This is a genomic window from Pseudomonas sp. E1MeOHC2 (assembly GCF_058745025.1).
Map to the genome: position 1 here is coordinate 2460700 of NZ_CP196675.1, position 13411 is coordinate 2474110.

Sequence of the window (13411 nt, forward strand, 5' to 3'; positions counted from 1 at the left end):
TCATGGCCAGACCTGGAATGCGCCTTGCTGTGTTCGCCACCCTGCTGGCACTGGTGGTCGTTTTGCTCGGTGCCTATACCCGCCTGACCCACGCGGGCCTGGGCTGCCCCGATTGGCCAGGCTGCTATGGCTTCATCAGTGTGCCCAAGACCGACGCCCAGCTGGCCCATGCCGAAGTGCATTTCCCCGAGCACCCGGTGGAAGCCGCCAAGGGCTGGGCCGAGATGGTCCATCGCTATTTCGCCGGTACTCTGGCGCTGGTGATTGCCTGGCTGGCCTTGCAGGCCGTGCGCCGGCATGCGCGTGATGGTCAGCCCTACCGCTTGCCGGTGCTGTTGCTGGCGGTGGTGTTGGCCCAGGCGGCGTTCGGCATGTGGACGGTAACCCTCAAGCTCTGGCCGCAAGTCGTCACCGCGCACCTGCTGGGCGGGTTCACCACCTTGAGCCTGCTATTCTTGCTGTCTCTGCGTCTATCTCGGGCCTTTGCGCCGTTGCCGAAACTACCGCTGAGCCTGCGCCGGATCGCGGCCCTGGCGTTGCTGGTGGTGATCGGCCAGATCGCCCTGGGTGGCTGGGTCAGCGCCAATTATGCCGCGGTCGCCTGTATCGACCTGCCCACCTGCCATGGCCAATGGTGGCCAGCGGCGGACTTCAGCAACGGCTTCCACCTGACCCAGCACGTCGGGCCCAACTACCTGGGCGGCCAACTGGACAGCGATGCGCGCACGGCCATCCACATCAGCCACCGGCTGGGCGCCTTGCTGGTCAGTGCGGTGCTGCTGATGCTGAGCTTCAAGCTGTACCGCTGCGGCCTTTCTGGCCTGGCGCGGCTGGTGCTGTTGGCCTTGGCCGTGCAGGTCGGCCTGGGCATCAGCAACGTGCTGTTCCACCTGCCGCTGGGCGTGGCAGTGGCCCACAACGCGGGTGGGGCCATGCTGTTACTGAGCATGGTGCTGGTGAATTATCGCATCCGCGTGGTCGATAAAGTGCGCGTCGGCCATGGCTGGCGCCTGACACCGGTGGTGGGCGTGGATATCTCCCACCCTATGAGGAACGATTCGTGGCGACGCTTCTAAGCGCACAGCGGGCAGGTTGGCGCGACTATCTGGAACTGACCAAACCCAAGGTGGTGGTGCTGATGCTGATCACCTCCCTGGCAGGCATGTTCCTCGCCAGCCGCGCAGGCGTTGCCTGGAGCGTGCTGTTGTTCGGCAACCTGGGCATTGGCCTGTGTGCGGGTGGCGCGGCGGTGGTCAACCACATAGTGGACCGGCGCATCGACGCCTTGATGGCGCGCACCCACAAACGGCCGCTGGCCACAGGCCGGGTCGCGCCGCTGCCCGCGCTGGCCTTTGCATTGGCCCTGGCATTGCTGGGCATGGCACTGCTGCTGGTGTTCACCAACGCCCTGACCGCCTGGCTGACCCTGGCTTCGCTGCTGGGCTATGCGGTGCTCTACACCGGCTTTCTGAAGCGTGCCACGCCGCAGAACATCGTGATTGGCGGCCTGGCCGGCGCGGCGCCGCCACTGCTTGGCTGGGTGGCGGTCAGCGGCCATCTCAGTGCCGAGCCCTTGTTGCTGGTGCTGATCATCTTCGCCTGGACCCCGCCGCACTTCTGGGCCCTGGCCATCCACCGCAAGGCGGAATACGCCAAGGCCGATATCCCGATGTTGCCGGTTACCCACGGCGAGCGCTACACCGCGCTGCATATCCTGCTCTACACCCTGATTCTGCTGGCGGTGAGCCTGCTGCCCTATGCCATCCACATGAGCGGCCCGTTGTACCTGGCGTGTGCCCTCGCCCTGGGCCTGCGCTTCCTGCAGTGGGCCTGGGTGTTGTACCGTGGCAGCCGGCCGCACGCGGCGATCGGCACCTTCAAGTACTCTATCGGCTACTTGTTCGCGCTGTTCATCGCGTTGCTCATTGACCACTACTTGTTGCTGAATCTATGACCCGAACCCAGAAAACCGTCTTCATCCTCGTCGCCCTGGTCGCGTTGATCCTGGGCCTGACCGTCAACAAGGTGCTCAATGGCCGCGATCAGCCAAACCCGACCGAGCTGATCGATGCTGGCATCATCCTCTTGCCGCAGAGCCGTACGGTGGCGAACGTGACCATGACCAACCAGGACGGCCAGCCCGTGGCGCTGGATGATCTGAAGGGCAAGTGGTCGTTGCTGTTTTTCGGCTACACCTACTGCCCGGACATCTGCCCAACCACGTTGGCTCAGTTGCGTCAGGTGAAGAGCGAACTGCCCAAGGAAGCCGTGGACCGCTTGCAGGTGGTGCTGGTGAGCGTGGACCCGAATCGCGATACGCCGAACCAGCTCAAGCAGTACCTGGGCTACTTCGACAAAGATTTTGTCGGGGTGGCGGGGTCGATCGAAGACACCCAAAAACTGGCCAATGCCTTGAGCATTCCGTTCATTCCGGCCGATACCAGCAAGCCTGGGTATACCGTGGATCACAGCGGCAACCTGGCGATCGTCGGGCCGGATGGGCGTCAGCGCGGGTTCATTCGTGCGCCGTTCAACAACCAGAAGCTGGTGGCGCAGTTGCCGGGGTTGGTAAAGCGGGATTGATGCAGGCCTGAAAAGCTTCGCGGGGCAAGCCAGCTCCCACAACTACCCCACTGAGCTTGAATACGGTGAGTTGCCTGTGGGAGTTGCCGGGGCTGGTAAAGCGGGATTGATGCAGGCCTGAAAAGCTTCGCGGGGCAAGCCCGCTCCCACAGGTACCCCACTGAGCTTGAATATAGTGAGTTGCCTGTGGGAGTTGCCGGGGCTGGTAAAGCGGGATTGATGCAGGCCTGAAAAGCTTCGCGGGGCAAGCCCGCTCCCACAGGTATCCCACTGAGCTTGAATACAGTGAGTTGCCTGTGGGAGTTGCCGGGGCTGGTAAAGCGGGATTGATGCAGGCCTGAAAAGCTTCGCGGGGCAAGCCCGCTCCCACAGGTATCCCACTGAGCTTGAATACAGTGAGTTGCCTGTGGGAGTTGCCGGGGCTGGTAAAGCGGGATTGATGCAGGCCTGAAAAACTTCGCGGGGCAAGCCCGCTCCCACAGGTACCCCACTGAGCTTGAATACAGTGAGTTGCCTGTGGGAGCGGGCTTGCCCCGCGAAGCATCCAGCGCAATTTAACGGCTTAGAACGCCGGCACTACCGCCCCTTTGTACTTCTCGAGGATGAACTGCTTCACCTCTGGCGAGTGCAGCGCGGCCGCCAGTTTCTTCATGTCTTGCGAGTCTTTGTTGTCCGGGCGGGCAACCAGGATGTTCACGTAAGGCGAGTCGCTGCCTTCGATGGCCAGCGCGTCCTTCTCAGGGTTCAGCTTGGCTTCCAGCGCGTAGTTGGTGTTGATCAGGGCGGCATCGACCTGGGTCAGCACGCGCGGGATGGTGGCCGCTTCCAGCTCACGGAACTTGATGTTCTTCGGGTTCTCGGCAACGTCCTTCACGGTCGACAGGATGTTTTTGTTGTCCTTGAGCTTGATCACGCCAGCCTTGTCCAGCAGCAGCAGGGCGCGGCCACCGTTGGTGGCGTCGTTGGGGATGACCACGGTAGCGCCGGAGGACAGCTCGTCGAGCTTCTTGATCTTGGCCGAGTAGACGCCCAGCGGCTCGATGTGCACGCCGGCAACGCTGACCAGCTGGGTGCCCTTGGCCTTGTTGAACTCATCGAGGTACGGCTGGTGCTGGAAGAAGTTGGCATCCAGGCGCTTCTCGGCAACTTGCACGTTCGGCTGGATGTAGTCGGTGAACTCCTTGACCTTCAGCTCTACGCCCTCTTTCGCCAACTGCGGTTTGACGAAGTTGAGGATCTCGGCGTGGGGCACCGGGGTGGCGGCGACGGTCAGGGTATCGGCGTGGGCCGAGAAGGCCGCGACAGCGGCAGCGACAGCAAGCAGCTTCTTCATTGATCACTCCTTGTGAGGGCCGCGACGGCCCCCGAACGGGTCGGCCAGGCCGACCCCATTGGGGTTACTTACGGGAAAAATGCACGACCAGTTTGTCGCCCACGCTCTGCAGCACCTGAACCAGCACCAGCAACAGCACCACGGTCACGACCATGACATCGGTCTGGAAGCGCTGGTAGCCGAAGCGGATGGCCAGGTCGCCCAGGCCGCCCGCGCCCACCACACCGGCCATGGCGGTGTACGACACCAGGGTGATGGCGGTGACGGTGATGGCCGCGAAGATGCCCGGGCGGGCTTCCGGCAGCAGGGCACTGGTGATGATCTGGCGCGTGGTAGCGCCCATCGACTGGGTGGCCTCGATGATGCCGCGGTCCACTTCACGCAGGGCGGTTTCGACCAGGCGCGCGAAGAACGGCGTGGCCCCGACCACCAGCGGCGGAATGGCGCCGGCGACGCCCAGCGAGGTGCCGGTGATCAGCACGGTGAACGGGATCATCACGATCAGCAGGATGATGAACGGCAGCGAACGCAGGATATTGACGACCAGCGACAGCAGCGCATACACACCCTTCTGCTCGAACATCTGGCGCGGGCCGCAGAGGAACAGCAGCACGCCCAGCGGCAGGCCCAGCAACACGGTGAAGAACAGCGAGCCGAACAGCATGGTCATGGTGTCGAGGGTGGCCAGCCAGATTTCGGCCCAATCGACGTTGGCAAAGAAATTCAGGGCGTCCATCAACGCAGTACCTCCATATGTACGTCAGCTGCCTTGAAGCGGTCGAATGCCGCTTCCATGTCGCCGCCGGTGACGGCCAGGGTCAGCTGCCCATAGGGGACATCCTTGATGCGGTCGATACGCCCGGCCAGGATGCTGTAGTCGACACCGGTTTCGCGGGCGACAGTGCCCAGCAGCGGCGCGTAGGTAGCGTCGCCCTGGAACGTCAGGCGCACGATGCGCCCCGGCACGTGGGCGAAGTCATCGCGCTGCTCGCCTTCATCGACCTGTTCGTCCTCCTGGACGAAACGCTTGGTGGTCGGGTGCTGCGGGTGCAGGAATACATCGGCCACCGAGCCCTGCTCGACGATCAGCCCGGCATCCATGACCGCCACGCGGTCACAGACCCGGCGGATCACGTCCATTTCGTGGGTGATCAGGACGATGGTCAGCTTCAGCTCACGGTTGATCTCGGCCAACAGTTGCAGCACCGACGCAGTGGTTTGCGGGTCGAGGGCGCTGGTTGCCTCGTCGCACAGCAGGATCTTCGGGTTGGTGGACAGGGCGCGGGCAATGCCGACGCGCTGCTTCTGGCCGCCGGACAGCTGCGCGGGGTACTTCTTGGCGTGGTCTTGCAAGCCGACGCGGGCCAGCAGCTCGGTGACGCGCTTGTCGATCTCGCTGCGCGACAGCTCGCCAGCCAGGGTCAATGGCAGGGCCACGTTGTCGGCCACGGTCTTGGATGCCAGCAGGTTGAAGTGCTGGAAAATCATCCCGACTTGCTGGCGGAAGCCGCGCAGCTGGTTGGCATTGAACGCGGTGACGTCCTCACCATCGACGATGATCTTGCCGCCCGAAGGCTCTTCGAGGCGGTTGATCAGGCGCAGCATGGTGCTTTTGCCAGCGCCGGAGTGGCCGATCAGGCCGAACACCTGGCCATCTTCGATGGTCAGGCTGGTCGGGTTGAGGGCGGGGATTTCCCTACCGGCGACGCGGTAGGTCTTGTGTACATGTTGGAACTCGATCACGTAGCGAACCTTGTGGGGCGCATGGAATTTTGGGTCAGCGGTTAGCTGGGGTGGCGCATTTTAGCCTTTTCCCATAGCTGTTCTTAGCATTTATTTCGTAATGCACCAACCCATCTGGCATAACGCGACAACCGGTAAAGCTTATTGAACGCAGGCAATCGCGCTCCAGTCACTACTTGAACAAGCCCTCACGGGCAAGCCTGATGACTGATGAGGAAAGCCGACCATGCCTAGCAAGAAAGTTGATGCGCCCAAAGAAAGCCAGGCCGCCGGGGTCAACAGCCCCGATCATGCCAATACCAATACCAAATTGCAGAGCCTGGAGGGTGTGCGCAGCGATGCTACGGGCCAGGCGCTGCGGACCAATCAAGGTGTGAAGATCGCTGACAACCAGAACAGCCTCAAGGCCGGGCCACGCGGGCCTTCGCTGCTCGAAGACTTCATCATGCGCGAGAAGATCACCCACTTCGATCATGAGCGTATCCCTGAACGCATCGTCCATGCCCGGGGCACCGGCGCCCATGGTTATTTCCAGAGTTACGGTAACCACGCCGAACTGACCAAGGCCGGTTTCCTGCAGGACCCCGAGAAGATCACCCCGGTGTTCGTGCGCTTTTCCACGGTGCAGGGCCCGCGCGGTTCGGGCGACACGGTGCGCGATGTGCGTGGTTTTGCCGTCAAGTTCTACACAGATGAAGGCAATTTCGACCTGGTAGGCAATAACATGCCGGTGTTCTTCATCCAGGATGCGATCAAGTTCCCTGACTTCGTGCATGCGGTCAAACCCGAGCCGCACAACGAGATGCCCACCGGTGGCTCGGCCCATGACACCTTTTGGGATTTTGTCTCGCTGGTGCCGGAGTCGGCGCACATGGTCATCTGGGCCATGTCCGACCGTGCGATACCTCGCAGCCTACGGATGATGGAGGGTTTTGGCGTGCACACCTTCCGCCTGATCAATGCCGAAGGGGTGGCGAGCTTCGTCAAGTTTCACTGGAAACCGCGCCAAGGCGTGCACTCGGTGCTGTGGGACGAGGCGCAAAAGCTTGCGGGCAAGGACACCGACTTCCACCGTCGCGACCTTCGCGAAGCGATCGAGACCGGTGATTACCCTGAGTGGGAGCTGGGTGTACAGATCGTGCCGGAAGCTGATGAACACAAGTTCGAATTCGACCTGCTCGACCCCACCAAGATTATCCCCGAGGAACTGGTGCCGGTTACGCCGTTGGGCAAAATGGTGCTCAACCGTAACCCCGACAACTTCTTTGCAGAAGTCGAGCAGGTCGCGTTCTGCCCTGGGCATATCGTGCCGGGCATCGACTTTTCCAATGACCCGCTGCTGCAGGGCCGGTTGTTCTCCTACACCGACACCCAACTGAGCCGCCTGGGCGGGCCTAACTTCCATGAAATCCCGATCAACCGCCCGGTGGCGCCGAACCACAATAATCAACGTGACGCGCTGCACCGGCAGACCATCCACAAAGGCCGCGCCTCTTACGAGCCAAACTCGATTGACGGCGGCTGGCCGAAAGAAACCCCTGCCGCTGCCCAGGATGGCGGCTTCGAAAGTTATCAGGAGCGCATCGATGCGGTGAAAATCCGGCAGCGCAGCGAGTCATTCGGCGACCACTTCTCGCAGGCGCGTCTGTTCTTCCAGAGCATGAGCCCCAATGAGCAGCAGCACATCATCAAGGCCTACAGCTTCGAGCTGGGCAAAGTGGAGCGCGAGCATATCCGCGTGCGTGAGGTGAACGAGATTCTGGCCAACATCGACCTGAAGCTGGCGGCGGCTGTGGCAGCCAACCTCGGCCTGCCTGCGCCCAAGGCTGGCACGGTGCAGGTCAAAGGCAGCAAGTTGGCGCAATCACCTGCCTTGAGCCAGATGAATCACCCAGGGGATGTCGGTATCAAAGGCCGCAAGATCGCTGTGCTGGTGGCCGACGGCGTGGATGGGGCGAGTGTCGATCAACTGGTCAAGGCGCTTGAAGCCCACAGTGCGCGCATTCTGGTGCTGGGGCCGAGTTCGGCGCCGGTTAAAACCGCCCAAGGCAAGCAGCTGCCGGTGGATGCGTCGATGGAGGGTATGCCTTCGATCATGTTCGACGGGATTCTGGTGCCGGCGGGCAAGGCGTCATTAAACGCATTGGGTGCCAGCGGCCTGGCCAAGCACTTCCTGCTTGAGGGCTACAAGCATCTGAAGGCGATCGCATTGGCCAAGGAAGGCAAGGCATTGCTGAGCAGCTTGGGGCTCAAGGAGGACAAGGGCCTGTTGCTGGGGGATGACCAGAAGACCGTGGATGCCTTTGTCAAAGCGGTTGAAGGGCATCGGGTGTGGGAAAGGGAGGCAGTTGCTGAAGCTGTGCCAGCCTGACAGGGCCTCTTCGCGGGGCAAGCCCGCTCCCACTGAGTAGGTGGGAGCGGGCTTGCCCCGCGAAGCTTTTAGCGCTGATGCGGGACCAGAACCACCTGGGCTGGCAGCTTGCGCTGGATTTCGTGCTTCTGCTTAAGCTCGAACCCGCTGTCGATCTTGTGCACCCGTTTTTCCAGCAGCGTCTTCAGCCAAGGCGCATCCTCGGTCCGTGGCACCTGGAACACCACATGGCACTGGTAGTTCACCACATCGGCAGCAATCTCATCGAGCTGGCGGCGCATGGCAGCAATGTCCGTGGTCTTCAGCGCAATCACGGTGCTCGGTGCGGTTGGGTCGATCACCCGCGCCTGAGGCTTCGCCTCGGCCGCCTTCAAGGCTGCCTCGGCCTTTTCCAATTCTGCTTTGCGCGCCTGGCGCACAGCATCGCCACCGGTCACCGCCGGGGCTTGCGGCATCAGCGCGCGGGCACGCGCCAGGGCAGTGGCAGCGGCGTTGACATCGCCTTTCTGCAAGACAATCTGGCTACGCTGCAGATACGCCTCGGCCAACTGCCGCTGGTACTGTTCCAGGCGCGGGTCAACGGGCGACTGCGCCTGCAAGGCAGCCAACTGGTCTTCGGCGGTAGCCAGCTCATTGCTGGCGATGGTCTGTTGCAACTGCTGCCAGGCATCGGCTTGAGCAGGTGCATCGGCCTGTTCGACCGGGGCACTGGAGCAGGCGGCCAGGAACAGGGATAACGCGGCAACAAGCAGATAACGGGAGGCAAACGGCTTCATTCCTGCGACTCTCTATTTGCGCAAAAAGCGAGCAAGTCTACACCCAGGTGCGCACGCTCGAAAACAAGTCTTACAGACCCTTTACCCGTGAAACGGTAACAGGGCGCGCCTTGACGCACCCTGGATTTCAGCGTTTCGGCAAGGCCAGGCTCAGCAAGAATAGCACTGCCGCGCAGACCACGATCGATGGGCCGGCGGGGGTGTCCTTGAACCAGGACATGGCCAGACCGCCACAGACCGCGGTCACCCCCAGCAGGCTGGCGCCCAGGGCCATCTGCTCGGGCGAACGGGCGTGGCGTTGCGCCGCAGCGGCGGGAATGATCAGCAGCGAGGTGATCAGCAGCACACCGACGATTTTCATCGCCACGGCAATCACCACCGCGATCAACAGCATCAAGGCCAGGCGCAGGCCCGCCACCGGCAGGCCCTCGACCATGGCCAGCTCTTCATGCACGGTCACCGCCAGCAATGGCCGCCACAGCGCGGCGAGCAACAGCAGTACCAGTACGCTGCCACCGAGGATCCAGCCCAGGTCGGTGGGGCTGATGGCCAGCAGGTCGCCGAACAGGTAAGCCATCAGGTCGATGCGCACGTCGTGCATGAAACTCAGTACCACCAGGCCCAGGGAAAGCGTGCTGGGGGCAAGAATGCCGAGCAGGGTGTCGGAGGCCAGCGGCTGGCGTTGCTGCAAGGTCACCAGCAGGATCGCCAGCAGCAGGCAACCCACGGTCACCGCCAATGCCGGGCTCACGTCCAGGGCAAAACCCAGGGCTACACCGAGCAAGGCGGCGTGGGACAGGGTGTCGCCGAAATAGGCCATGCGCCGCCACACCACGAAAGACCCCAGTGGGCCGGCCACCAGCGCCAGGGACAAACCGGCAAGCAAGGCGTAGAGAAGAAAATCAGCCATGCTTGCAGTGCTCTCCGTGAACATGGGTGCCAGGGGCGACCACCGAGCCATGCAGGTCGTGGCTGTGGTCGTGATGGTGGTGGTAGACAGCCAGGCTTGGTGCGTTCTGGCCGAACAGCTCGACAAAGGCCGGGTCGTTGCTGACCTGCTCGGGGTGGCCGGAGCAGCACACATGACGGTTGAGGCAGACCACCTGGTCGGTGGCGCTCATCACCAGGTGCAGGTCGTGCGAAACCATCAGCACGCCGCAACCGTGGCGGTCGCGCAGGCGGGTGATGAGGTTGTACAGCTCGGTCTGGCCGACCACGTCTACGCCCTGCACCGGTTCGTCGAGCACCAGCAGCTGCGGCTCGCGCAGCAGTGCCCGGGCCAGCAGCACGCGCTGCATCTCGCCACCGGAAATCGTCTGGATGGGGCTGTCGATGACCTGTTCGGCACCCACTTCCTGCAGCGCCGACAAGGCAGCCGCGCGGTCTACGCCGGGCACCAGGCGCAAGAAGCGCAGCACTGACAGCGGCAGCGTGGCATCCACCTGGATTTTTTGCGGCATGTAGCCGATGCGCAGCTTCGGCTTGCGCCAGACCGTGCCGCGGTGCGGCTTGAGCAGCCCGAGTACGGCGCGTACCAGGGTGGTCTTGCCTGCCCCGTTAGGGCCGATCAGGGTCACGATCTGGCCCGGTGCCACCGACAGGTCAATGCTGTCGAGCACCGCTTCGCCCGCGAAGGTGACACCCACCTGCTCCAGGCGGATCAGTGCGTCGCTCATGCCGCGCTCCGGCAGTTGCTGCACAGGCCGACCACTTCCACGGTCTGTGTCTCGACGTTGAAGCCGACGCCCTTGGCGCTGCTGATGATGGCGTCGCTGATGCTGTTCTGCTCCAGCTCGATGGCCACATGGCAGGCGCGGCAGATCAGGAACTGGCCCTGGTGCACGTGCTCTGGGTGGCTACAACCGATGAAGGCGTTGAGCGAGGCGATGCGGTGCACCAGGCCGTTGTCGAGGAGGAAATCCAGGGCGCGGTACACGGTCGGCGGCGCGGCGCGGCGGCCGTCCTGCTCGCTGAGCACGGCGAGGATGTCGTAGGCCCCCAGCGGCTTGTGGCTTTGCCATACCAGCTCCAGCACACGGCGGCGCAGAGCGGTCAGGCGCAACCCCTGGCGGGTGCACAAGGCATCGGCTTCGGCCAGTGCGCTATGCACGCAATGGGAGTGATCGTGGGGGCGGTTGGCCAGCGGCGTGATGGACATGGGCAGCGACGGTTCTGGATGGAGACGTTATTATGTTACCTGTTTCTGTCGAGCCGAGTATTCACCGTGTCCCGATTCCTAGCCCTTTTTGTCGCTTTCATCGCATTTTCCGCCCAGGCCGACGTGCGTGTGCTGACCAGTATCAAACCGCTGCAGCAGATTGCCGCCGCCGTTCAGGACGGGGTGGGCCGCCCGGACGTGCTGCTGCCGCCTGGCGCTTCGCCGCACCATTACGCCCTGCGCCCCTCCGACGTACGGCGCGTCGCGGATGCCGACCTGTTGTACTGGATCGGCCCGGACATGGAAAACTTCCTGCCGCGGGTGCTGAAAGGGCGGGACAAAGCCACCGTCGCGGTGCAGTCGCTGACCGGCATGCAGTTGCGCCATTTTGGCGAAGACAGCCACTCGCATGAAGAAGCTGACCACGACGATCATGATCACGATCACCGCCCAGGTAGCCTGGACGCGCACCTGTGGCTGTCGTCGGTCAATGCCCGGGTGATTGCGGCGAAGATGGCGGCGGACCTGGCTGAGGCCGATCCGGCCAATGCCGCACGCTACCAGGCCAACCTGAAGGCTTTCGTCGAACGTCTGGATGCTTTGGATGGGCGTATCAAGGCGCGGGTGGCGGGTATTGCCGGCAAGCCGTACTTCGTGTTCCACGAGGCGTTCGATTACTTCGAAGCCAACTATGGCCTGAAGCACACCGGGGTGTTCAGTGTGGCGTCCGAGGTGCAGCCAGGCGCCCAGCATGTGGCCGCGATGCGTAAGCGCCTGCAAGAAGTGGGCAAGACCTGTGTGTTCAGCGAACCGCCGTTGCGGCCACGCCTGGCTGAGACGCTGACGGCTGGGCTACCGGTGCGGTTGGCCGAGCTGGATGCCTTGGGCGGCGATCCTGTGGATGCAAAGGGCTATGAGCGCCTGCTGGAGAAGCTGGGTGGCGACCTGGCGGGGTGCCTGGAGCAGCTCTAGGGTCTGCACTGGCCTCTTCGCGGGCAAGCCCGCTCCCACAGGTACACCACCGCTCGTGAGAACGGTGGAACACCGGTGGGAGCGGGCTTGCCCGCGAAGAGGCCGCCTCGGTTACAAGGCGAACGGCAGGTGCAAAGCCACCTGCTGACGCTGCGCCAGGCGCACCTCGAACTCGCTCGGGTCATGGATCATCACATCCATCCCGGCAAACGACTCGGCCGCGATCAAACGCGACAGCCAGAAGCGCACACACCCGATCCGCAGCATCTCCGGCCACAGCTCGGCCTCGGCGGCGGTAAACGGGCGCAGCGCGGCATAGGCCCCCAGCAGCGCCTGGGCGCGTGGCACATCGATTGCCCCGTGCTCATCAATGCACCAGTCGTTCACGGTAATGGCGATGTCGTACAGCATCGGCCCGGAGCAGGCGTTGTAGAAGTCGATCACCCCGGTCAGGTGGGTGCCTTCGAACATCACGTTGTCGCGGAACAGGTCGGCGTGCAGGTTGGCTCGTGGCAAGGCCAGGATCTGCGCCTTGTGCGCGTTGATTTCGTCCAGCGCGGGTTGCAGCAGCGCCACCTGCTCGGCGCTAAGGCGCGGCATCAGCTCGGCGCCAGCGGCCAGCATCCAGTCCAGGCCACGGTCGGTCTTGCGCTCGATGACGTGGTCACGCGTCGCCAGGTGGATGTGCGCGAGCAATTCGCCAACCTGGGCGCAGTGCTGATTGTTGGGCACCTTGATGTGCTTGCCCGACAACCGCGGCTGCAGCAGCGCAGGCTTGCCGCACAGTTCGCGCAGGCCATTGCCGTTGCGGTCACGCAGGGCGTAAGGCACGGGCATGTCGGCGGCATGCAGCACGTCGAGCAGCTCGATGAAGAACGGCATGTCTTCGCTCGGGCCGCGTTCGATCAGCGTCAGGACGAACTCACCCTGTTCGAGGCTTACGAAGAAATTGCTGTTTTCGGTGCCGGCGGCAATGCCCTGGAAGTCGAGTAGACGGCCCAGCTGGTATGGCGCCAGAAAGGTTTCCAGCTCAGGCCGGGTCACGGGGGTGAAGACTGACATGATGAAAAAATGCCCATACGGGCACTTCCGCCGGGAAGTGCCGGGTTGATGTGAACGATACGCGTCAGCTTACCACTCGAAGATCTTCCAGGACGGAATCAGCATGTCCGGCTGGTCGGAACGAATGAAATTGGCATCAGTGCCATCGGCGCGTACCAGAAAATAAGGCTTGCCGTTTTTCGGCGTGATCTTGATCGCATACAGGAAGCCGTTCTGGCGGTACTCCTGGATGGTTTTATCGCCTTCCGTGCGAATGGTCACCTCGGGATCGGCCGAGGGGGCGTCGTCCGCCGCCAGGGTGACGACTGGCATGGTTGCCAACAGACCGAGCACTAACAGGCGATTGAGTGTACGCATGATAACCTTGTCCCTTTGTCGTCATTGATCCGGCTATTCTAGCTCCGGACCCGCCG

General features: G+C 63.0%; 14 protein-coding genes. 5 read left to right on the plus strand and 9 right to left on the minus strand.

What is annotated here, in order from left to right:
- Positions 1 to 2 precede the first annotated feature (2 nt).
- From ACSSU5_RS11050 to ACSSU5_RS11060, 3 genes are read left to right on the plus strand one after another with little or no spacing between them, the layout of a single operon-like run.
- On the plus strand, positions 3 to 1076 hold the full coding sequence (locus tag ACSSU5_RS11050; protein WP_264310869.1) for a COX15/CtaA family protein: 1074 nt from the start codon (positions 3 to 5) through the stop codon (positions 1074 to 1076).
- Positions 1061 to 1954, plus strand: a complete 894-nt coding sequence (cyoE, locus tag ACSSU5_RS11055; RefSeq protein WP_492561153.1) for a heme o synthase — start codon at positions 1061 to 1063, stop codon at positions 1952 to 1954. Before ACSSU5_RS11050 ends, cyoE begins: the two co-directional genes overlap by 16 nt.
- Positions 1951 to 2583, plus strand: coding sequence for an SCO family protein (locus ACSSU5_RS11060; protein WP_033702518.1), 633 nt, complete (start codon positions 1951 to 1953; stop codon positions 2581 to 2583). The genes cyoE and ACSSU5_RS11060 overlap by 4 nt, the downstream gene beginning before the upstream one ends.
- A gap of 562 nt (positions 2584 to 3145) precedes the next feature.
- Here ACSSU5_RS11060 and ACSSU5_RS11065 read toward each other — a convergent pair.
- From ACSSU5_RS11065 to ACSSU5_RS11075, 3 genes are all read right to left on the minus strand, one after another.
- Positions 3146 to 3916, minus strand: coding sequence for a MetQ/NlpA family ABC transporter substrate-binding protein (locus tag ACSSU5_RS11065; protein ID WP_264310867.1), 771 nt, complete (start codon positions 3914 to 3916; stop codon positions 3146 to 3148).
- Positions 3917 to 3980: 64 nt separating this feature from the next.
- A complete protein-coding gene (locus ACSSU5_RS11070; protein WP_264310866.1) occupies positions 3981 to 4652 on the minus strand; it encodes a methionine ABC transporter permease in 672 nt (223 codons plus the stop codon).
- Positions 4652 to 5659, minus strand: coding sequence for a methionine ABC transporter ATP-binding protein (locus ACSSU5_RS11075; protein ID WP_264310865.1), 1008 nt, complete (start codon positions 5657 to 5659; stop codon positions 4652 to 4654). Before ACSSU5_RS11075 ends, ACSSU5_RS11070 begins: the two co-directional genes overlap by 1 nt.
- 226 nt (positions 5660 to 5885) lie before the next feature.
- Here ACSSU5_RS11075 and katE point away from each other — a divergent pair, with 226 nt between their 5' ends.
- Positions 5886 to 8030, plus strand: coding sequence for a catalase HPII (gene katE, locus ACSSU5_RS11080; protein ID WP_492561154.1), 2145 nt, complete (start codon positions 5886 to 5888; stop codon positions 8028 to 8030).
- Between the two features lie 68 nt (positions 8031 to 8098).
- Here the strand turns inward: katE and ACSSU5_RS11085 are convergent, their stop codons facing one another.
- The 4 genes from ACSSU5_RS11085 to zur form a co-directional block, all read right to left on the minus strand.
- Positions 8099 to 8806, minus strand: coding sequence for a PA5502 family lipoprotein (locus tag ACSSU5_RS11085; protein ID WP_264310863.1), 708 nt, complete (start codon positions 8804 to 8806; stop codon positions 8099 to 8101).
- A gap of 127 nt (positions 8807 to 8933) precedes the next feature.
- Entirely contained in the window at positions 8934 to 9716 is a 783-nt protein-coding gene (gene znuB / locus ACSSU5_RS11090) for a zinc ABC transporter permease subunit ZnuB (protein WP_264310862.1), read from the minus strand.
- Positions 9709 to 10482: a zinc ABC transporter ATP-binding protein ZnuC gene (znuC, locus tag ACSSU5_RS11095; RefSeq protein ID WP_264310861.1), complete on the minus strand. Its 774-nt coding sequence runs from the start codon at positions 10480 to 10482 to the stop codon at positions 9709 to 9711. Before znuC ends, znuB begins: the two co-directional genes overlap by 8 nt.
- On the minus strand, positions 10479 to 10964 hold the full coding sequence (gene zur, locus ACSSU5_RS11100) for a zinc uptake transcriptional repressor Zur (protein WP_264310860.1): 486 nt from the start codon (positions 10962 to 10964) through the stop codon (positions 10479 to 10481). Before zur ends, znuC begins: the two co-directional genes overlap by 4 nt.
- Positions 10965 to 10982: 18 nt before the next feature.
- Here zur and ACSSU5_RS11105 point away from each other — a divergent pair, with 18 nt between their 5' ends.
- Positions 10983 to 11936, plus strand: a complete 954-nt coding sequence (locus ACSSU5_RS11105; RefSeq protein ID WP_264310859.1) for a zinc ABC transporter substrate-binding protein — start codon at positions 10983 to 10985, stop codon at positions 11934 to 11936.
- A 111-nt stretch (positions 11937 to 12047) separates the two neighbouring features.
- Here the strand turns inward: ACSSU5_RS11105 and ACSSU5_RS11110 are convergent, their stop codons facing one another.
- Positions 12048 to 12998 (minus strand): homoserine kinase, encoded by a 951-nt coding sequence (locus tag ACSSU5_RS11110; protein WP_492561155.1) that lies wholly within the window; start codon positions 12996 to 12998, stop codon positions 12048 to 12050.
- 69 nt (positions 12999 to 13067) lie between these two features.
- Entirely contained in the window at positions 13068 to 13355 is a 288-nt protein-coding gene (locus ACSSU5_RS11115; protein WP_264310857.1) for a DUF2782 domain-containing protein, read from the minus strand.
- Positions 13356 to 13411: the final 56 nt, after the last annotated feature.